The organism is Roseobacter sp. EG26, assembly GCF_049830555.1.
Lineage (GTDB): Bacteria > Pseudomonadota > Alphaproteobacteria > Rhodobacterales > Rhodobacteraceae > Roseobacter.
On the sequence record NZ_JBNBLH010000007.1, the window covers coordinates 146,265 to 164,909 of the forward strand.

At 58.6% G+C, this 18,645-nt stretch carries 19 protein-coding genes; 9 read left to right on the forward strand and 10 right to left on the reverse strand.

What is annotated here, in order from left to right; genetic code table 11:
- Both folP and glmM read left to right on the forward strand, forming a co-directional pair.
- Positions 1-1,014 carry a dihydropteroate synthase gene (gene folP / locus ACOTTU_RS16555; protein WP_425659655.1) on the forward strand — a complete coding sequence of 338 codons (1,014 nt, stop codon included), beginning with the start codon at positions 1-3 and terminating at the stop codon, positions 1,012-1,014.
- Complete coding sequence (glmM, locus tag ACOTTU_RS16560) at positions 1,007-2,353, forward strand: phosphoglucosamine mutase (protein WP_425659657.1); 1,347 nt, start codon at positions 1,007-1,009, stop codon at positions 2,351-2,353. Before folP ends, glmM begins: the two co-directional genes overlap by 8 nt.
- A gap of 2 nt (positions 2,354-2,355) precedes the next feature.
- Here glmM and ACOTTU_RS16565 read toward each other — a convergent pair whose 3' ends face one another.
- Both ACOTTU_RS16565 and ilvC read right to left on the reverse strand, forming a co-directional pair.
- A complete protein-coding gene (locus tag ACOTTU_RS16565; RefSeq protein ID WP_425659659.1) occupies positions 2,356-3,276 on the reverse strand; it encodes a DMT family transporter in 921 nt (306 codons plus the stop codon).
- 92 nt (positions 3,277-3,368) lie between these two features.
- On the reverse strand, positions 3,369-4,391 hold the full coding sequence (ilvC, locus tag ACOTTU_RS16570; protein WP_425659661.1) for a ketol-acid reductoisomerase: 1,023 nt from the start codon (positions 4,389-4,391) through the stop codon (positions 3,369-3,371).
- Between the two features lie 135 nt (positions 4,392-4,526).
- Between ilvC and ACOTTU_RS16575 the strand changes: the two genes are divergently transcribed.
- The 3 genes from ACOTTU_RS16575 to ACOTTU_RS16585 all read left to right on the forward strand — a co-directional run bounded on the left by ACOTTU_RS16575 (position 4,527) and on the right by ACOTTU_RS16585 (position 6,690).
- The gene (locus ACOTTU_RS16575) at positions 4,527-4,982 is read left to right on the forward strand and encodes an Lrp/AsnC family transcriptional regulator (protein WP_425659663.1); all 456 of its coding nucleotides are present in this window, start codon (positions 4,527-4,529) and stop codon (positions 4,980-4,982) included.
- Entirely contained in the window at positions 4,979-5,437 is a 459-nt protein-coding gene (locus ACOTTU_RS16580; RefSeq protein WP_298921228.1) for an Lrp/AsnC family transcriptional regulator, read from the forward strand. Before ACOTTU_RS16575 ends, ACOTTU_RS16580 begins: the two co-directional genes overlap by 4 nt.
- 125 nt (positions 5,438-5,562) lie before the next feature.
- Complete coding sequence (locus ACOTTU_RS16585) at positions 5,563-6,690, forward strand: aminotransferase class V-fold PLP-dependent enzyme (protein ID WP_425659665.1); 1,128 nt, start codon at positions 5,563-5,565, stop codon at positions 6,688-6,690.
- Positions 6,691-6,703: 13 nt separating this feature from the next.
- Here the strand turns inward: ACOTTU_RS16585 and ACOTTU_RS16590 are convergent, their stop codons facing one another.
- The 3 genes from ACOTTU_RS16590 to ACOTTU_RS16600 form a co-directional block, all read right to left on the reverse strand.
- Positions 6,704-7,903: a UbiH/UbiF family hydroxylase gene (locus ACOTTU_RS16590; protein ID WP_425659667.1), complete on the reverse strand. Its 1,200-nt coding sequence runs from the start codon at positions 7,901-7,903 to the stop codon at positions 6,704-6,706.
- Between the two features lie 57 nt (positions 7,904-7,960).
- Positions 7,961-8,209 (reverse strand): hypothetical protein, encoded by a 249-nt coding sequence (locus tag ACOTTU_RS16595; protein WP_298921234.1) that lies wholly within the window; start codon positions 8,207-8,209, stop codon positions 7,961-7,963.
- 78 nt (positions 8,210-8,287) lie between these two features.
- Positions 8,288-8,932 carry a pyrimidine 5'-nucleotidase gene (locus ACOTTU_RS16600; RefSeq protein ID WP_425659669.1) on the reverse strand — a complete coding sequence of 215 codons (645 nt, stop codon included), beginning with the start codon at positions 8,930-8,932 and terminating at the stop codon, positions 8,288-8,290.
- 103 nt (positions 8,933-9,035) lie between these two features.
- On the opposite strand from ACOTTU_RS16600, the gene ACOTTU_RS16605 reads away from it, so the two are divergent.
- Entirely contained in the window at positions 9,036-9,689 is a 654-nt protein-coding gene (locus ACOTTU_RS16605; RefSeq protein ID WP_298921238.1) for a GntR family transcriptional regulator, read from the forward strand.
- A 55-nt stretch (positions 9,690-9,744) separates the two neighbouring features.
- On the opposite strand, the gene ACOTTU_RS16610 is transcribed toward ACOTTU_RS16605, so the two are convergent.
- On the reverse strand, positions 9,745-11,640 hold the full coding sequence (locus ACOTTU_RS16610; RefSeq protein ID WP_425659671.1) for a glycosyltransferase family 2 protein: 1,896 nt from the start codon (positions 11,638-11,640) through the stop codon (positions 9,745-9,747).
- 101 nt (positions 11,641-11,741) lie between these two features.
- Positions 11,742-12,902, reverse strand: coding sequence for a glutamine-hydrolyzing carbamoyl-phosphate synthase small subunit (gene carA, locus ACOTTU_RS16615; protein ID WP_425659673.1), 1,161 nt, complete (start codon positions 12,900-12,902; stop codon positions 11,742-11,744).
- Between the two features lie 222 nt (positions 12,903-13,124).
- On the opposite strand from carA, the gene ACOTTU_RS16620 reads away from it, so the two are divergent.
- The gene (locus ACOTTU_RS16620) at positions 13,125-13,583 is read left to right on the forward strand and encodes a GatB/YqeY domain-containing protein (protein WP_298921244.1); all 459 of its coding nucleotides are present in this window, start codon (positions 13,125-13,127) and stop codon (positions 13,581-13,583) included.
- A 36-nt stretch (positions 13,584-13,619) separates the two neighbouring features.
- Positions 13,620-14,351: a phosphotransferase gene (locus tag ACOTTU_RS16625; protein ID WP_425659676.1), complete on the forward strand. Its 732-nt coding sequence runs from the start codon at positions 13,620-13,622 to the stop codon at positions 14,349-14,351.
- Between the two features lie 7 nt (positions 14,352-14,358).
- On the opposite strand, the gene ACOTTU_RS16630 is transcribed toward ACOTTU_RS16625, so the two are convergent.
- Both ACOTTU_RS16630 and ACOTTU_RS16635 read right to left on the reverse strand, forming a co-directional pair.
- Positions 14,359-14,841, reverse strand: coding sequence for a DUF2244 domain-containing protein (locus tag ACOTTU_RS16630; RefSeq protein WP_425659678.1), 483 nt, complete (start codon positions 14,839-14,841; stop codon positions 14,359-14,361).
- Positions 14,842-14,954: 113 nt separating this feature from the next.
- Positions 14,955-15,638, reverse strand: a complete 684-nt coding sequence (locus ACOTTU_RS16635; RefSeq protein ID WP_425659680.1) for a helix-turn-helix transcriptional regulator — start codon at positions 15,636-15,638, stop codon at positions 14,955-14,957.
- Between the two features lie 106 nt (positions 15,639-15,744).
- Between ACOTTU_RS16635 and ACOTTU_RS16640 the strand changes: the two genes are divergently transcribed.
- Positions 15,745-16,593: a DMT family transporter gene (locus ACOTTU_RS16640; RefSeq protein WP_425659682.1), complete on the forward strand. Its 849-nt coding sequence runs from the start codon at positions 15,745-15,747 to the stop codon at positions 16,591-16,593.
- 128 nt (positions 16,594-16,721) lie between these two features.
- Here the strand turns inward: ACOTTU_RS16640 and ctaD are convergent, their stop codons facing one another.
- Positions 16,722-18,392 carry a cytochrome c oxidase subunit I gene (gene ctaD / locus ACOTTU_RS16645; protein WP_298921252.1) on the reverse strand — a complete coding sequence of 557 codons (1,671 nt, stop codon included), beginning with the start codon at positions 18,390-18,392 and terminating at the stop codon, positions 16,722-16,724.
- Between the last annotated feature and the right edge of the window lie 253 nt (positions 18,393-18,645).

Genomic DNA, 18,645 nt, shown 5'->3' on the forward strand with positions numbered 1-18,645 from the left:
ATGCCTGAATATATACGCCCCATTGTGCAATGGGATGTTGCACGACCTGCGGATGCGCAGATGCTTGCGGGCGGGCGCGGCTGGTTCACGCAGGTGGAAGTTCTGTCGCGCAGCGCGGACCCCTCGATTGTCGCGGCATCCGAAGTGAGCGAAGAGGCGTTGGCCGCCTTGGTTGAAACGCGCCCGCCCATTGCCGGCATGACGATGGATCGCCCCCGTATCATGGGAATTCTGAACACAACGCCGGACAGTTTTTCCGATGGCGGCAAACATAATTCGGCGGAAAAAGCTCTGCAGGGCGCATTGCGGATGTCGGACGCGGATATCCTCGACATTGGCGGAGAATCAACGCGTCCCGGCGCGGCTTTCGTTCCCGCAGAAGAAGAAATCCTGCGGACGGTCCCGGTTATCAAGGCGTTGCGGGCCGCAGGTCTCGGTCAGCCGATCTCGATAGATACGCGCAAGGCGGCGGTGGCAGATGCAGCGTTGCGCGCGGGTGCCAGTCTGGTGAACGACGTTTCGGGTTTCACATTTGACAGCGATCTTGCCCCTCTTTGCGCGCGGCGCGCGGCACCCGTGTGCGTGATGCATGCGCAGGGTGATCCCAAGACAATGCAGAGCGCTCCGCAGTATGAGGATGTATTGCTGGATGTGTATGATTTCCTGGCGGATCAAATCGCCATGCTGGTCGACGCTGGCGTCCCCAGATCGCAAATCGTCGCTGACCCGGGCATCGGATTCGGAAAAACCCAGTCGCATAATCTGGCGCTATTGGCACGGCTTTCTCTTTTTCACGGGCTGGGGGTGCCCATTCTGTTAGGGGCCTCCCGCAAAAAATTCATTGGCACCATCGGCCATCAGGAGCTTGCTGAAAAGCGTATGCCCGGATCCATAGCCGTGGCGCTCGCGGCATTGAAACATGGGACACAAATTGTGCGCGTTCATGACGTCCCCGAGACCGCTCAGGCCATTGCGCTTTGGCAGGCTGCCGTGGCAGGTTGCGCGGATGGATAAACTCTTTGGTACAGACGGCGTGCGCGGCACCGCCAACACACACCCGATGACAGCTGAAATGGCCCTGCGGATTGGCGCCGCGGTAGGCCGATATTTCAGTCAGGATGGCACAGGGGTGCGCCGTGTCGTGATTGGCAAGGATACGCGTCTGTCCGGTTATATGTTCGAAAATGCTCTCACGGCGGGCCTGACGTCCACCGGGATGAATGTGCTTCTTCTGGGGCCGGTTCCCACACCTGCTGTGGGCCTTTTGACACGCTCGATGCGCGCCGACCTTGGGGTGATGATCTCTGCCAGTCACAACCCGGCCGTCGACAACGGTATCAAGTTCTTTGGACCGGATGGCTTCAAGCTGTCGGATCAGATGGAAGCGGATATCGAGGCTCTGATCGCTGAAGGGGTTGCCCCGGTCGAGGCCCAGAAAATCGGACGTGCCAAGCGTATTGATGATGGCCGTTTCCGTTATATCGAGCGGGTCAAGTCATCGTTTCCGCGCCAGATGCGGCTGGACGGTCTGAAGGTGGTGGTGGATTGCGCCAATGGTGCCGCCTATCGTGTTGCACCAGAAGCGCTTTGGGAGCTTGGGGCTACCGTCATTCCGGTCGGCGTCAGCCCGACAGGGCACAACATCAACGAAGGCTGCGGGTCCACAAATCCGCAATTGGCGGCCGAAACCGTTGTCGCGCATGGGGCGGATGTCGGGATATGTCTGGACGGTGATGCCGACCGGGTGATCTTGCTGGACGAGAACGGCACCGTCGGTGACGGCGATCAGTTCATGGCGCTGATGGCGGCGCGGTGGGCGGCGGAGGGACGTCTTGCCAACAATGCACTTGTTGCCACTGTCATGTCCAATCTTGGCCTTGAGCATTTTCTGGCCGACAAGGGGTTGCGGCTTGAACGCACGTCAGTCGGCGACCGATATGTCGTTGAGCGCATGCGCTCAGGAGGGTTCAATCTTGGCGGCGAGCAATCGGGGCATATTGTCATGTCGGACTATGCCACCACGGGTGACGGTTTGATGGCCGGTCTGCAGTTTCTTGCTGAAATGGTGCGGTCTCAGTCGCCAGCGAGCGCCCTGCTGCACAACTTTGAACCGGTTCCTCAACTCCTGAAGAACGTACGTTTTGCAGCGGGGCAGACGCCTCTTGAGGATGGGGGCGTCAAACGTGCCATTGAGCAGGCCGAAACAGATCTCGCGGGTCGCGGGCGTTTGTTGATCCGGAAATCCGGTACAGAACCGTTGGTCAGGGTGATGGCTGAGCACGAGGATGCCCACCTGATGGAGCGTGCGGTCGATAGCGTTGTCGAGGCGGTCGCCGTTGCCGTTGGCGGGTGACCCTAGCTGCCGCCAAACAGGCGGCGCAACGCGCCATACTGACTAAGCCCCACGCCGCTGAGGATCAGGATCATCGCCCACAGCAGAGAGGGCGGTAGGGGTTCGCTGAGTAAAACGGAACCCAGAACGACCGACCAGATCGGGACCTGGTAATTGGTCAGGGACATGAATACCGGACCGGCGGTCCGTACCACCAACACCCGCAGCAGGTTTGCGGCGGCAGTTGGAATGAGACCGAGGAGGATGACCACGATGATGGTCTTGGTCCCCGGCAGGGGGGGAAATCCTTCCACCAACAGGGCCAGCGGTACCACAAGGACCGCACCGATCAGCAGCAGAACGGTTGACAGCCCGATCGTATCGACCGCAGGCAGTTTGCGCATCAGAACCGAGGATACCGCGTAACAGCATGCCGCAGCGATGCAGGCCAATCTTCCCGCGGGCTCCATCGTGGTTCCCGTCGTTTCGAAAGCCTGTGCACCGATCAGAACGCAGACGCCAATGAAACCGATGATGAAGCCAAGGCCCTTGCGCAGGGTCAATTGCTCGCCCGGCACCAGAAAATGGGCCATCGGAAGGACAATCAAGGCGACTGCGGCCATGGAGACGCCAGCAAATCCGGATGTCACGAATTGCTGTCCCCAGGCCAATAGCATGAAAGGAACAGCGGAGCTAAGCGCCCCAATCCATAGGATTGCATTCCAGGTGCCGCGATGCGTTGGCGCGTCAAAGAGCCGGAACCCGCGTGCTGCCCAGATCGCCGTCATCAGAAGGGCAGCAAAGCCGATACGCCCCGCCGCCAGCCAGAAAGGTGTCAGCCCTTCAAGCGCGATCTCGGTGACCAGAAATGTACCACCCCAGGTGAACCCCAAGATACCGACCATAAGCCAGCTTTTGACTGTGATATCAGGGGTTTCGGTCATAAGCGCTTTCCACATGAAACGGGGCGGATATCGCCCGCCCCGTTCAACCTAGTTCGTTTGGATCTTCAGATGGTTCGATCCGTGTCGAAGGATCAGTTTTTGGCCTTGTCGACCATTTTGCCTGCGGAAATCCAGGGCATCATGCCGCGCAGGGTTTCGCCTGTGGCCTCGATCTGATGTTCATCGTTGATGCGCCGTGTGCCTTTGAAGAAGGGCTGACCCACGGCGTTCTCCTGCATGAAGTCACGCACGAATTTGCCGGTCTGGATGTCCGTCAGGATCGCTTTCATCCGCGCCTTGGTCTCGTCATAGGGCAGCACACGCGGGCCGGAGACATATTCGCCATACTCAGCCGTATTGGAAATCGAATAGTTCATGTTGGCGATGCCGCCTTCATAGATCAGATCGACGATCAGTTTGACTTCGTGCAAGCATTCGAAATAGGCCATTTCCGGCGCGTAGCCTGCTTCGACCAATGTCTCGAAGCCCATGCGGATCAGTTCTACCAGCCCGCCGCAGAGAACAGCCTGTTCCCCAAAGAGGTCGGTTTCGCATTCTTCGCGGAAATTGGTCTCGATGATGCCGGAGCGCCCCCCGCCAATCGCAGAGCAGTAAGACAGGCCGATTTCCAGCGCCCTACCGGAGCTGTCCTTGTCCACAGCCACAAGGCAAGGTACGCCGCCGCCTTTTGTGTATTCGCCGCGCACGGTGTGGCCCGGACCCTTGGGGGCCATCATCACAACGTCGATACCTTCTTTAGGCTCAATGAGGCCAAAATGCACGTTCAGACCGTGCGCGAATGCGATGGCGGCACCCTCACGAATGTTGTCATGCACGTATTTCTTATAGGTTTCGGCCTGAAGTTCATCGGGCATGGTGAACATGATCAGATCAGCCCAGGCAGCCGCTTCGGCGATGCCCATGACCGTCAGGCCTTCGCCTTCGGCCTTTGCCGCGGAAGGTGACCCTTCGCGCAGCGCGACGACGAGGTTTTTCGCGCCGGAATCGCGAAGGTTCAGCGCATGGGCGTGGCCTTGGCTGCCGTAGCCCAGAATGGCCACTTTCATGTCTTTGATCAGGTTTACATCGCAATCGCGATCATAATAAACACGCATCTTGGCGGTCCTTTGGTTGATTGAATTCTGGCGTCACAGTAACCAATTCGAAGCTGATTTCCATTGTCTTCCTGCTACAAAGCTGGCATATTTTCGATGGTTTCATTCGTCCGATGTGAAAATAACGAGAAAATCATGCTTGATAGTATAGATCGACAGCTGCTGCGACACTGGCAGTCCGATCCCAGTTTGAGTCCCGCGGATTTGGCAGAACGTAGCGCCCTGACGACCGGAAAGGCTGCGCGCCGCATCGCGCGCATGCAGGAAGCGGGGATCATCGAAGGGATCGGTGCTGTGATTGACTGGGCGGCGCTTGGCTATTCCGTCGAAGTTTCGCTGCGGGTGACGCTGGACAAGACGCAGGCCCGCGCCTTTGACGACTTTATCGAAGCCGCTCGCGACGTGCCGGAGGTGACCGAAATCCAGACATTCCTTGGCAGGGTCGACGTAAGGCTCAGCATCATCGCCCGCGACATGGTGCATTATCAGGAGATCTACAGACGCCGGGTGCTGACGCTGCCGCATATCGCGGACATCGAAGCCCTGATGCAAATCGCCCAGATCAAGGCAGAGGAGACGCTGCCCATATGATCGATCTGGATGATCTGGACCGGGCCTTGTTACGTGCGCTGGCGCGGGATGCCGCCCAAAGTGCGGGCGCCTTGGGGCGCGGCCTTGGTTTGTCACAACCTGCGACCTGGCGGCGCATCCGAAAGCTGGAGAGCGCAGGCATTCTCAAAGGGCGCAAGCTGCGATTGAACGCAGAAGCCTTGGGTTTCGGCGTGACGGTTTTTCTGGGCGTGAAACTCGCCACCAAGGGGCGCGTCAGCCTTGAGGATTTCGAACGCGCCGTCAGTGCGATCCCGGAGGTCCAACGGGTCGAGCACGTATTGGGGCTTTATGACTACCGATTGCGCGTGGTCGCGCGGGATCTGCCGGATTTCGAGCGCGTATTGCGTCGGCGGATCATGACATTGCCGGGCGTCGGTGAAGTGGAGGCCAATGTCCTGTTGAGCGAGGAGCGACGCCCCGGTCCCATTGGGTAAGGTCGGCGTCGTGGGTTTCCGATAGGCTCATTGAGCCGAATTTTGCGCGTTTTGTATACCCAAGTAGGCTTTGCCAAGGCGGCCATGACAGGCTACGTCTGGCGAAAGCTCAGGGAGAAATGATCATGCCAGCACTGCTCGACACCGTTGACCCAACAGGTTTGGAAGAATTCTCGGTCGTTTTTACCGACCGATCTCTGAATTCGATGAGCGCCGCCTTCCAGCAGGTGATGAATGATCTCTCTGCCATGTTGAAGGATGTATATACCGCTGATGCCGTTGCGATCATTCCAGGCGGTGGTACCTACGGAATGGAAGCTGTTGCACGACAGTTTGCGCGCGGTGCGGAGGTTCTGGTTGTCCGTAACGGGTGGTTTTCCTACCGGTGGAGTCAGATTTTCGAAACAGGCGGGCTGACTGGTAACACCACGGTGCTCAAGGCGCGGCAGGCAGCAAATGCATCCCCGTCGCCCTTCGCACCGGCACCCATTGACGAGGTGGTCGCCACCATCGCCGAGCAGAAACCGGATGTGGTCTTCGCCCCGCACGTAGAGACAAGCGCGGGCGTTATTCTGCCCGATGCGTATATCGCCGCAATGGCAAAGGCCGCGCATGATGTGGGGGCGCTGATGGTGCTGGACTGCATCGCGTCGGGGTGTGTTTGGGTCGATATGCGCGCATTGGGGGTCGATGTGCTGATTTCCGCGCCGCAAAAAGGCTGGTCGGCATCTCCCTCGGCGGGTCTGGTGATGATGTCCGAGCGGGCCGAGGCACGCCTTGCCGAAACCCAATCGGACAGTTTCGCCATTGATCTGGGCAAGTGGTACAGCATCATGAAAGCCTATGAAAACGGGGGGCACGCCTATCATGCGACCATGCCCACGGATGCGTTGCGGGCGTTTCGTGACACGATGATAGAAACGCGCGACTACGGGTTCGAGCGCCTCAAGGAAGCGCAATGGAAACTAGGTGATTCCGTTCGGGCAATGCTGGCGTCAAAAGGGGTGATGTCGGTTGCGGCAGATGGTTTCGGTGCACCCGGTGTTGTGGTCAGCTACACGGCGGACCCGGATATCCAGAACGGCAAGAAATTTGCCGCCGAAGGGATGCAGATCGCCGCAGGTGTCCCGTTGCAATGCGATGAACCTGCGGATTTCCGGACCTTCCGGCTGGGGCTTTTCGGTCTCGACAAGCTTTATGACGTGGATGGCACCCTGGGGCGGTTGCAACGGGTGATTGATCAGGTCCTGTAGCGCGCCCCGGGCGTTACCTCACACCCAACCCCATCTGCATCAGTGTCTTGCGGACGGCGGGCAGCGCGTAAAGCGCGTTCAGCCCCGCCGCCCTCATATCGCGCAGCATCGGGCTTTTGGCCTGGCTGGCGCGGTTGAGCGCGTCAATGCCCTGAACCCGCAAGGAAATATCACCGTAGCGGGCTTTGTGATAGGCATCGAGCATGGGTTGATCACCCAGCCCGTCTGGCCGCTCTTGCGCCAGCGCCAGAAGCGTCGATGTATCGGCAAGGCTCATGTTCAGCCCCTGAGCACCGATCGGGGGCACCACGTGAGCGGCCTCCGCGACAAGGGCCAGCCGTTCTGATGTCAGACGCTGGGCCTTTTGACTGATGATCGGCCAGATTGACCGGTTTGAGGCAAGTCTCAGCTGACCAAACAGATTTGCACTGCGTTCCGTCATGGCCGCTTCAAAGGCGGTCACGTCCATATCATACCGTGTCTGGGACAAGGTGCCATCGTCCATCCAGACGACAGCGGAGCAGGGTGCCCCTTCGCGATCGGGCAGCGGCACCAGCGTAAAGGGACCGCCTGTGCGATGTATCTCGGTGGAGACACTCTCGTGCGGCACGGGGTGGGTCACAGCGAAAGCCAGTGCTTTTTGTCCATAACGTTTGGTTTGCACCTCGATGCCGGCGGCGTGTCGCATCGGCGAGCCCCGCCCGTCCGCCGCGATGACCAATCTGGTACGTATCTTGCGCCCATCGCTCAGGCCGACGCGGGCCTCGCCTTCGCGGGTGAACAGGCTTGTGGTTCGGATGCCGGGAAGGAAGGTCACGTTTTGCAGCTCCCCGAGACGATCGACCATCTCGCGCCGCAAGAGCCAGTTCGGGAAATTCCACCCGAACGGCAACTCAGAGACATCAGCGGCATTGAAATCTTTGGTGAGCCGCGGTTCAGGTTTTTCGCCTCCCGCATCCACGATACGCATCACCTGAAGGGGCGAGGCGTGCGGTTCGAGACGCTCCCAAAGGCCCGCGGCTTGCAGCACACGGCGCGCGGGTTGCAGCATCGCCGTCGTCCGCATGTCGGCCCCGTCAGCATCCCGGTTGGTGATTGGCGGGCTTGGGTCGACGCAGATCACTTCGAAACCTGCGCTGCCGAAGGCCGCCGCGGCTGTCAAGCCGGCAATGCCGCCACCCGAAATTAAGATATCACAATGCGCTGTGGGCATTGGGCCTCCTGTTGGCGCAGGGCGGTGCAAATACAGCCGCGCAAATCCTTTAGATCACTAGCCTTTTGTAATCAGGAGAAGAAGCACAAATATGACAGGCACCAGTGCCAGCGCTGGCAGATAGAGCCCCGGCAATCCGAAGGTCAGTGCCGAGCACATCCAGAGGCTGAGAAATCCGATCAACGCAAACCAGAAATTGTTCTTGTCCCCAAACATCACGTCTCGGGCCACCCAACCAATGACAGGTATGCGGAAAATGAACCGTTGCCAGAAAGGCAAGGTGGGTATTGCTGATGCGGCGGCCATGGGGTCTCCCCTTTTTCCTCTGATCCCTTTTAGATAGGGGCTGAAAGCGAACGGCCCATTGGCCTGATTGTCGCAGGGTCAGAGCAGTCGACCGAGAAATCCGTTCAGATCATCGGTATGAAAGTGGATATGTTCCCCCTGGCCCCGGGTTTCTGCGACATGCACGGTGCGCATTCCCATTTGGTGCGGCACCTTGAGATTTCGAGCGTCATCTTCGAACATCGCCGCCGTGCGGGCGTTCAGACCATCCTTGCGGAAGACCGTTTCAAAGGCTGCGTGATCGGGTTTTGGCAGATAGTCTGCGTGCTCGACGCCGTAGATGGCATCAAATGCACCATCGAGGCCGCGTGCGGCCAGAACACGTTCTGCATAAGGGGCGCAACCATTGGTATAGACAATGCGCCGACCCGGCAGAGCGCCGATTTTTGCTGCGAGTTCCGGATCGGCCTCAAGGCTATCCATGGGAATGTCGTGCACATCCGTCAGGTAGGGGCCGGGGTCCACATCGTGCTCACGCATCAACCCGGCCAGTGTCGTGCCGTGCTCGGCCCAATAGTGTTTGCGCAATCTGTCGGCTTCCGGGCGCGCGACACCAAGCGCATCCATGACGTAGGCGGTCATGCGCACTTCGATCAGATCGAAGAGACGTGCGGAAGGCGGATAGAGCGTATGATCGAGGTCAAAGACCCATGTGCTCACGTTTGAAAAGGCGTGCTTTGGCATGGTTTGTTCCTAAGAGCCAACGCGTTGCCATACAAGCCCCCGGGGTTGCGCCGGTGGTCGTAGCCTCGTTAGAGTGACGAATGTTCTCAGGAGAGTGATCCCAATGGGCTTGCAGAAGACACAGCAGACCGATGCCTATTCGTTGATCCTGGAAGCCATCGATCAGGGCGTTTATCGGCCTGGCGATCGCCTCGTCGAAAGCGAGCTGGCAGAGCGGTTCGGCGTTTCACGCACCCCGATCCGCGAAGCATTGCAACGGTTGGAGACGCAGTCCTTGTTGGCCCGTGACGGGCGCAGCCTGATTGTCGCATCGCTCGATCATAACCAGATGGCGGAGCTTTATGTGGTGCGCCGCGAGCTCGAAGGATTGGCCGCGCGATTGGCCGCTCAACACGCAACCGAAGAGGAAGTTCGTATTCTGCGGGAAATGGTTGAGGCCGACAACGCACTTGTCGACAATCCGGTAGCTTTGGCGCGTGCGAACCGGCGGTTCCACACCCAGATTCATCTCGCGTCGCATAACCGATATCTTGTGCAACAACTTGATCTGGTGCATCGGACGATGGCGTTGATGGCGACCACATCTCTGGCAGCGCAAGGGCGCGGAGAGATCGCGCAGACCGAACATGACGCGATCATTCGCGCGATCGAAGCGAAAGACGCTGACGCGGCTGCCGAGGCTCTGCGGGATCATATCTCGGTCGCTTTCATGACCCGGCTCAAACAGGATGCGGCACGAAGGCAGGATGAGGCCTGACGCGCAGCGCTGTCGCCGGACCGAACCGCAATCGGTTCTGCGCGGCTGAGAAAATTTATCGAGGGTCGGTCTGGCGAGAGACGCCATGCTGGGTCTTGTCCCAAAAGAATGGCGATTTCACGATTTCCCAAAGAGCTTTGTAGCTGGCCAGAGCACCAAGCGTGAAATAAAACATCATCGTGGGCACATAGGCCAGAAGGTGCCTGTGGGCGCGGCCGGATACCGCGGCCATGCCCATGGTCAGGCTGAGAATTTCGGAAAAGATGAAAAACCCGGCCAGCACCCAGACAACCTGCGCCCCCAATGTGACTTCAACCGGATGCGTAAAACCGGCAATTGTCAGCCAGAACGACCACAGGAGCGGCGCGGCGGCGAATTGTGAAAATGTGGCGAGAAAAATGGTTTGCAGGCCCAGAAAACGCTTCAATCCGACATCTCGAAGCAATTGGGCCGGGTCGCGCATGTGGACAAAATAGGTGATCAGGAACCCCTTCAACCAGCGAGAACGCTGACGCACCCAGGGCCAGGCGCGGCTTGTCGCTTCTTCATGGGTGACCGTGGGCAACAATTCCGTGATATATCCGTGCCGGGCCAGTCTGACGCCGAGATCGGCGTCTTCTGTCACGTTATGCGCATCCCATCCGCCAAGTTTTTCAAGCGCGTCGCGCCGAAAGAACAGCGTTGTACCGCCCAAGGGTAGGATCAGTCCAAGCTTGGCAATCCCCGGCAAGATCATACGCCACCAGGTGGCATATTCGATGGTAAAGCAACGCGATAGCCAATTCGTACGCGAGTTGTAGTAGTCCAGAACGCCTTGCAGGCAAACGACATTTTCGGGCGCCTCATTGAAGCGGCTTACAACCCGCTCGATCTGGTCGGCTTCGGGCCAATCCTCTGCGTCCCAAACGCCGACAATGCTGCCGCGGCAGAAATCGAGCGCGTAATTCAGTGCGCGTGGTTTTGTTGTCAACTCGCCTGCGCTGGGCACCTCGATGGCGCTCATCCAGTCGGGCAGGTCGGTATCTGTGATGGTCCGGCGCGTCACAGCGTCATTCTCTTCCAGTACCAGGACCACGTTCAACAGGGATTTGGGGTAGGTCAGCTTGCTCAGCCGCGCGATCAGCTGCTCTGCAATTTCCTTTTCCTTGAGCAATGGCACAAGGATCGAGACGCGCGGCAGGCGGAACTTGGCGGCGCTCAGATCATAGTTGACCCTGGGTCGCGAGGGCTCTTGCGTCAGCTGCGCGACAAAGGCCGCGCCTTTCATAACAGTCGTCATGGCGAGCGTGAGCACGGCCCAAAGTACTCCGAGCGTAATAGTCCAGGCCGGGGCGAAGAGGAGAGAGAGGATCAGGAAGCCACAGATTGCGCTTGCCCAAAAGGTGCGATGCTGCGTGCGTGTCCCCCAGGTGCGGCAGCTTTCGACATCGGGAACGCGGACCTCGGCCTTGCGCGCCAGCTCGGCACCATAAAGGCGGCTCAGGTGCGATTGGATTTGCAGTTCGTCGACGATCACGGGGAACAGTGACAACCCGCGCCGTTTCATGGTTTGACAGAGTGCTGCGAAGTCTGCGGGGCTGCTGGTGGCGACGAGAATTCGCAACCCGTCCCGTTTCCAAGGCACAACCCCGTGGCGCAGGCAGACTTCGGCGGGCAGGCAGGCGGCCATCTTGGGCTCGGGCGGTTCAAGGTCCAGATCGGCCCCGCGCGCATGACATTGCGCCGCCAGTGCACCAAGCACATCGCGCTTGGCAAGCAGTCCTTCGGACACCATGATTTCACCCAGCGGCGCATCAATATGGCCTTGGATTTTGAGCGCGTGGTCAAGATCGGAATCCGCGATCTTGCCGCGTTCCACCAGCATGCGACCAATCGGTTCATATTTGATTGCAGGCGCTGACAGATCCGGTTCCGGTACCGGGTCGGACACAACCAGCCGCAGGGTGTTCATTTTGAAATGCCTTGCATGATCTCAACGCAGGGCAAGCTGTCAGAACAGGGTTAATGTTTTGTTAAATTAACACTTTTCAACCCGAAGGCGCATTGCGCGATTCAGGCGACCCGTTCTGCCATCGCCCTGGCAAAGCGTTCAAACAGGTAATAACTGTCCTGTGGGCCGGGGCTGGCCTCCGGGTGGTGCTGCACGGACCAGACAGGTCGCCCCTCCATGCGAATGCCGCAGTTTGAACCGTCGAAAAGCGATGTATGGGTCTCGACCACACCTCCGGGCAGGGTCTGGGCATCGACGGCAAAACCATGATTCATCGAGGTGATTTCCACCTTGCCGGTGTCATGATCTTTCACCGGGTGATTGGCCCCGTGATGACCATGGTTCATCTTGATTGTTTGTGCCCCCAAGGCAAGCGCCAACATCTGGTGACCAAGGCAAATACCAAATACCGGCAATTCCGTCTCATTCAGAACCTGCTGGATCATGGGCACCGCATAAGCACCAGTCGCGGCCGGGTCTCCTGGGCCATTTGACAAAAAGACCCCATCAGGATCATGGGCCATGACATCGTCGTAGGTCGCCGTGGCAGGCAAAACTGTCACATCGCATCCGGCGCTGGCAAGGCACCGCAGGATGTTGCGCTTTGCGCCATAGTCAATTGCGACAACCTTATGTTTCGGCGCAGTCTGCGGCGCGTAACCATCAGGCCAAGCCCATCGCATTTCATTCCAGCGATAGGACTGCGCACAGGTAACTTCCTTTGCCAGATCAAGGCCTTCCAGGCCACTGAACTTCCGCGCGGATGCCAAAAGCGCTTCCACGTCAAAAACACCTTCAGGATTGTGGGAAAGCGCCACATGCGGGGCCCCGGATTGCCGGATCGCACGGGTCAGCCGCCGGGTATCGACACCGCCAAGGGCGATGCGATCGCGGGCGCGAAGCCAGGCATCCAGATGTTGGACCGACCGCCAGTTCGAGGGATCGGTCGGCATCCATTTGACGATCATGCCTTCGGCGACCGGATCGGCTGTTTCATCATCCTCAGGGTTCACACCCACATTGCCAACATGCGGAAATGTGAAGGTCACGATCTGACCCGCGTAAGATGGGTCGGTCATGATTTCCTGATAACCGGTCATGGCGGTATTGAAACACAGTTCAGCCACTGTCTGACCCGTTGCCCCGAAACCGATGCCATAGAAGATCGTGCCATCAGCGAGCGCCAGACAAGCGGTTGGGCGGTCGGACGCAGGAGGCTGCATGGGCGATCCTTTCGGGCAAGCTGGCGGCAGTGAAATCTGGCGATACCTAGACCCGGTGTGGCCAAGGGTCAAGGCCGATTCAGGCGTAATATCCTGGGCCCGTGTTCAGATGTTACCGGAGCCGTGTTGCGGAGCCGCGTGGCATTGGATAAGGTCCAAGGCCTGAACATCTGCCGATCGGGTTTCTTCCGGGTTGGTTGTCTCAAATAAGGATACATAGCAATGGAATTGCGCGCCAGGGTCTCCGCCGCACTCAAGCAGGCGATGAAGGATAAGGCAGCGGATCGGCTGTCGACACTGCGTTTGATCAACGCCGCGATCAAGGACAAGGACATTGCAGCCCGTGCTGAGGGTCAGGAGGACGGTGTCGGGGATGGTGAGGTTCTTGCCATTCTTGGCAAAATGTCCAAGCAACGGGTGGAAAGTGCGCGGGCCTATGAAGAGGGCGGGCGGCTCGATCTTGCCGAACGCGAGACCGCGGAGATCAAGGTGATCGAGGAGTTCCTGCCGCGACAGCTTTCGAGCGACGAAGCCGAGAAAGCCGTTTCCGATGCTGTCGCAGAATTGGGTGCAGAAAGCATCCGGGACATGGGTAAAGTGATGGCCTTGCTCAAATCCAAATACACGGGCCAGATGGATTTTGGCAGTGTCGGACCCAAGGTCAAAGACCGGTTGAGCTGACGGCGGGCAGTTTTGCCGAAACATGGGGGCATCGCGATGAGCACGGGCGCCCCTTTTCCTGATACCAATCTTTGGGGTATTCATGCGCCGGTGATTGCCCTTGCGGGCGGCCACAGAAACACGGTGTTGCGAACTGAGCCGGGATGGTCGCCAGCCGTGGTTTTCAAGTCAACGCGACGCTCTCTTGAGGCGTTATCGTGGTTGGCGGCCCCGCAGGCTGCGGCCCGCAAAGCTGGTTTTTTCGTTCCCGAACTGCTGCTCAGTGAGCGTGGACAGGTGATGGAACATGGCTGGACCTGTGAGCCATTTGTCGAGGGAAGCCCATTTTCACGATCGGACATGCCTGAGATAGCCGCGATGCTCGCACGGTTTCACAGCGAGGCGGCCAATATAGCGCAACGGCCCGGCTTTGCGTCTTCCCGGGAATTGCTCAAGCGCGACAAGGGCGGCGATGTCGATCTTTCCCTGATGCCAGACGCGCTTGTGCGCAGATGCAGGTCCGCCTGGGCTGCAGTCGAAAATGACTCTGTCGGCGTGATCCACGCAGACCTGTCCCCGAGCAACTTGATGCATTTGCCAACCGGTCAGCCCGTGCTGCTGGATTGGGATGAGACGCGTGTCGACAATCGAATATTCGATTCAGTGCAGGTCGCGACAGGTCCGATTGCGCAGGATGTCCAACAGGCAACCTGCGCTTGGGAAATCACCTGCTCCTGGCACCTTGAACCCGAACGTGCTCGGCGTCTGGCGGCACGTTGCTTTCCTTGAAAACGCATCATCTCCGCCAGGCGATCTGAAGCTCGTCATAAAGTGAAATGCGTTCTTCCTCGCTGAGAAAGGCGCCAATTTCGACCTCACGCCCCTTACCCTTCAGCGTGACATATTGCGGGACGGGGCCATCGGATTCGTATTTTGTAATGGTGGTCCAATAGCGGTTACAATCCCACTCTCTGATGTCTCCGGACGGTTCTTTGCGCACCAGGTGCGCATCTTCCTTGTCGAGCGTCAGAACCTCGGTAATCTGACGGGCACGGCGGTTGCGTTGCAATGCATGATAAACCGCCCAGACGGCCCCCAGCAAAAACGGCAGCAGGCCCCAGAGAATAGGGGAGCCCAAAAGCGGCAGGGCGGGAATGAGAATCAGAGTGAAGGTCGTCAGAACAAACGCCGCCATTCCGCGCAGGGGAAGCGAATTATGCGGCCAGAGCTCAAGCCGCTGAGGGCAATCACCGGGTTCAGAGGTCCATTGATAGGGCATGCGTCCGTGCTTCGTTGTTCTGCGCAATGGTATCCAGCCGTCATGAGCGGCGCAATGCGGCATCCCGCCGGGGGAAACCACAACATGGTGATCCCGGGTGCCGCCATTCCCGCTCAGAGATCCTGCGTGGACACAGTGTCGTGTTTTTGCGTCGCTTCCCAAGTCGCCACAAGTGCCTCGCTTTGGCCAATGAAATCAGCATCAAGAAACTTGCAGATCTCCACCCGATCCAGCCTGAAATGGCGAAGGTCTCTGCGCAATTCGCACCAGGCGACCAGCATGGCGGTATCAACATAATAGATCAGGATCAGCGGCCAGACGATGCGTTGGCTCAAGTGATCATGCACGTCCTTATAGTGCAGCGCGATCTTGTTCTCCGAGCGAATAGCGGCGCGGAGCGCGGCCATATCGACAGCAGGCGTTTCGCCCACGCCCCATGAAGAGGTGACAAGCCGCGACGTTCCGGGTGAGGCCTCAACCAGTTTCCGCGAGGCACGCCTTGCTGCCCGCCAGAGCCCGAGATCTCCGGTCCTGGCCACCAGACTGAGGCCAACAGCCACAGCGTCTGCCTCATCAACGTCGAAATTTATCGGCGGCAAATCGTAGCCCTTGCGCATCACGTACCCAATACCGGGCTCCCCGGCGATCGGAATCTGCATGGATTGTAGTGTCGCGATATCGCGGTAGATGGTGCGTTTGGACACCTCCAACTGATCCGCCAGTTCCTGGGCGCGCAGCGGGCGCGATGCCTGGCGCAGCAATTGAATGACTTCAAAAAATCTGGATGTTTTTCCCAAGAGATGGCCTCTGCATTTTTTCGGCGTCTACCACATCATTACTGACACATAGATGGCAGCAGTGATCAAGTAATGCGCTCCTGAAGAAATGCCGAGGAGCGCTCCGATGATCAGACTGACAGCTACCACACGAACAACCGGGGTGTTTCTCGTGGTTGCATCGGCATTTGTATTCAGTTCTGCGGGAATTTTCACCAATGCCGTCGATACGCAAGCCTGGGACATCATATTTTGGCGTGGCATTGCGGCGGCTGTCTTCACGCTTTTCTACATCGGGGCACGGGGAAGGTTGGGCAGTGAGTTCGGCGCATTTGGAAGGCCGGCGCTGCTGGTGACGGTCCTGATGGCGGCAGGTACTGCGGCATTTATACCCGCCTTCAAGCTCAGCAGCGTGGCAAACGTGGCGTTGATCTATGCGGCGGCCCCCTTTTTTGCCGCCGGGCTTTCGTGGTTGGTCATTCGCGAAGCCCCTACACGACAGGTCGTCACGGCCAGTCTGTGCGCCTTCTTCGGCGTCCTCGTGATTGTCTCGGGCTCATTGGGCAACGCGCGGTTGCTTGGCGATGGGTTGGCGCTTTTCATGACGTTGATGATGGCCGGAACCATGGTGGTGTATCGCGTTCACCCGGAGACAACCGCTGCATTGCCCGCCGCCCTGTCTTCCGTGATCCTGCTGCCAGCAGCAATCGTCTTTGGTCAGCCGTTTGAAGTACCAACCGCGGAACTGCCCCATCTGATCCTTTTTGGTCTGGTCTTTGCCGTGGCCTCGGTCACCCTTTCAGAAGGCGCACGCCGCCTGCCATCTGCGGAAACGGCTCTGCTATCCGCCCTTGAGGTGCCTCTGGCGCCGGTCCTCGCGTGGTTCATTCTGGTTGAGATCCCAACGCTGCGGGTGGTCATCGGTGGCGCCATCGTTTTTCTAGCCGTCCTGTGGTCACAAACCCGCAATAGCTGAAGCCGAAAACAATCCGTCAGGAACGTTTGGGTTGGGATCACTCGCCACAACCAGACGATATTCATCCACGCTACTCAAACAAAAAGGCCCCGGAAATCTCCGAGGCCTTTCTATATTTCTGGCGATCTTTAGTGGGCGTGCTTGTTGTCCCACTCTTCCTGCTTTGGCAGGATTTCGAACGTGTGCTCTGGTGGCGGGCTGGGCAGCGTCCATTCCAGCGTGTCCGCATATTCGTTCCAGGGGTTGTTCTCGGTCACTTTCTTGCCAGAGCGCAGCGTCCAGGCGATGACACCGAAAAAGAAGAGGAACGATGCAAAGCTGAGGAACGCGCCCCAGGATGACCAGGCATTCCAGTAGGCGAAAGCTTCCGGGTAGTCGATGTAGCGACGTGGCATACCCTGACGGCCCAGGAAGTGCTGCGGGAAGAAGGTCAGGTTTGCGCCGATGAACATGGTCCAGAAGTGCAGTTTGCCGGCCCATTCGGGGTACATCCGGCCTGACATCTTGGGCAGGTAGAAATAGATACCTGCGAAGATGGCGAAAACAGCGCCCAGCGACATCACATAGTGGAAGTGCGCCACAACGTAATAGGTGTCGTGGTAGTAGCGGTCCACAGCGGCTTGGCTGAGCACGATGCCCGTCACACCACCTACGGTGAAGAGAAACAGGAACCCCTGCGCCCAGAGCATCGGCGTTTTGAATTCCACCGATCCGCCCCACATGGTGGCGATCCAGCTAAAGACCTTCACGCCCGTGGGCACCGCGATGACCATGGTGGCCAGCATGAAGTAGGCCTGCTGGTTGAGGGACATGCCGACGGTGTACATGTGGTGCGCCCAGACGACAAAACCCAGCGCGCCGATGGCGATGATCGCCCAGACCATCGGCAGGTAGCCAAAGATCGGTTTGCGCGCGAAGGTCGCAATCACATGGGAGATGATGCCAAAGCCGGGTAGGATGATGATATAAACCTCCGGGTGTCCGAAGAACCACAGAATGTGCTGGTAGAGCACCGGATCACCACCGCCGGCAGGGTCGAAGAAAGTGAAGCCGAAGTTGCGATCCATGAGCAGCATGGTGATGGCGCCCGCCAGAACAGGCAGGGACAGTAGAATCAGCCAGCTTGTCACAAAGATCGACCAGCTGAACAGCGGCACCTTGAAGAGCGTCATGCCCGGGGCACGCATGTTCAGGAAGGTCGTGATCATGTTGATTGCACCGAGGATCGAGGAGGCACCGGAGACGTGAACCGCGAAGATTGCGAGGTCCATGGAGAACCCGCCTTCGTTCGTGGACAGCGGCGGGTAGAGCACCCAACCGACGCCGGAGCCTGCCTGATCATTGCCGCCGGGGCTGAGCACAGAGCAGACCGCGAGAGTGGTACCCGCGACATAGAGCCAGAAGCTGAGGTTGTTCATTCTGGGGAACGCCATGTCGGGCGCGCCGATTTGCAAGGGCATGAAATAATTGCCAAATCCGCCGAAAAGGGCCGGGATCACAACAAAGAACATCATCAGGATGCCGTGACCGGTGATCAGCACGTTCCACAAATGACCGTTGGGGGTACAGGCCGCATCACTGGCAAAGAAACGCGCGCCTTCCATGCACATGTACTGGACACCCGGGTCCATCAGTTCCAACCGCATGTAGACGGTGAAGGCCACCGAGATGAAGCCAACGAAGGCGGACACGATCAGGTAGAGAATACCGATGTCTTTGTGGTTTGTGGACATGAACCAGCGTTGGAAGAAGCTGCGTTCGTCATGGTGGTCGTGGCCGTGGATGGCTGCGTCTGCCATGCTCTTGCCTCCTGAATAGATTTAGAGTGTGAGTGCAAAGCCGTTCACGGACCCCGCACCAGAGTCTCGTTGGTTTTAGAGGGAGTTGGCGTAAGGGGCAATGATCGTAATTGACGCAGCACAAGTTATTTTTTGCCCCCTTCGGTCGGCGGGATTGTCGCAGAGGTCAGCGACGTGGTTGCCGTTGGAGTCTCCGGTTGTTTACGGCTGATTAAACTTCCTGCGCGATCCTCTGATCTGGTGGAAGGCTCTG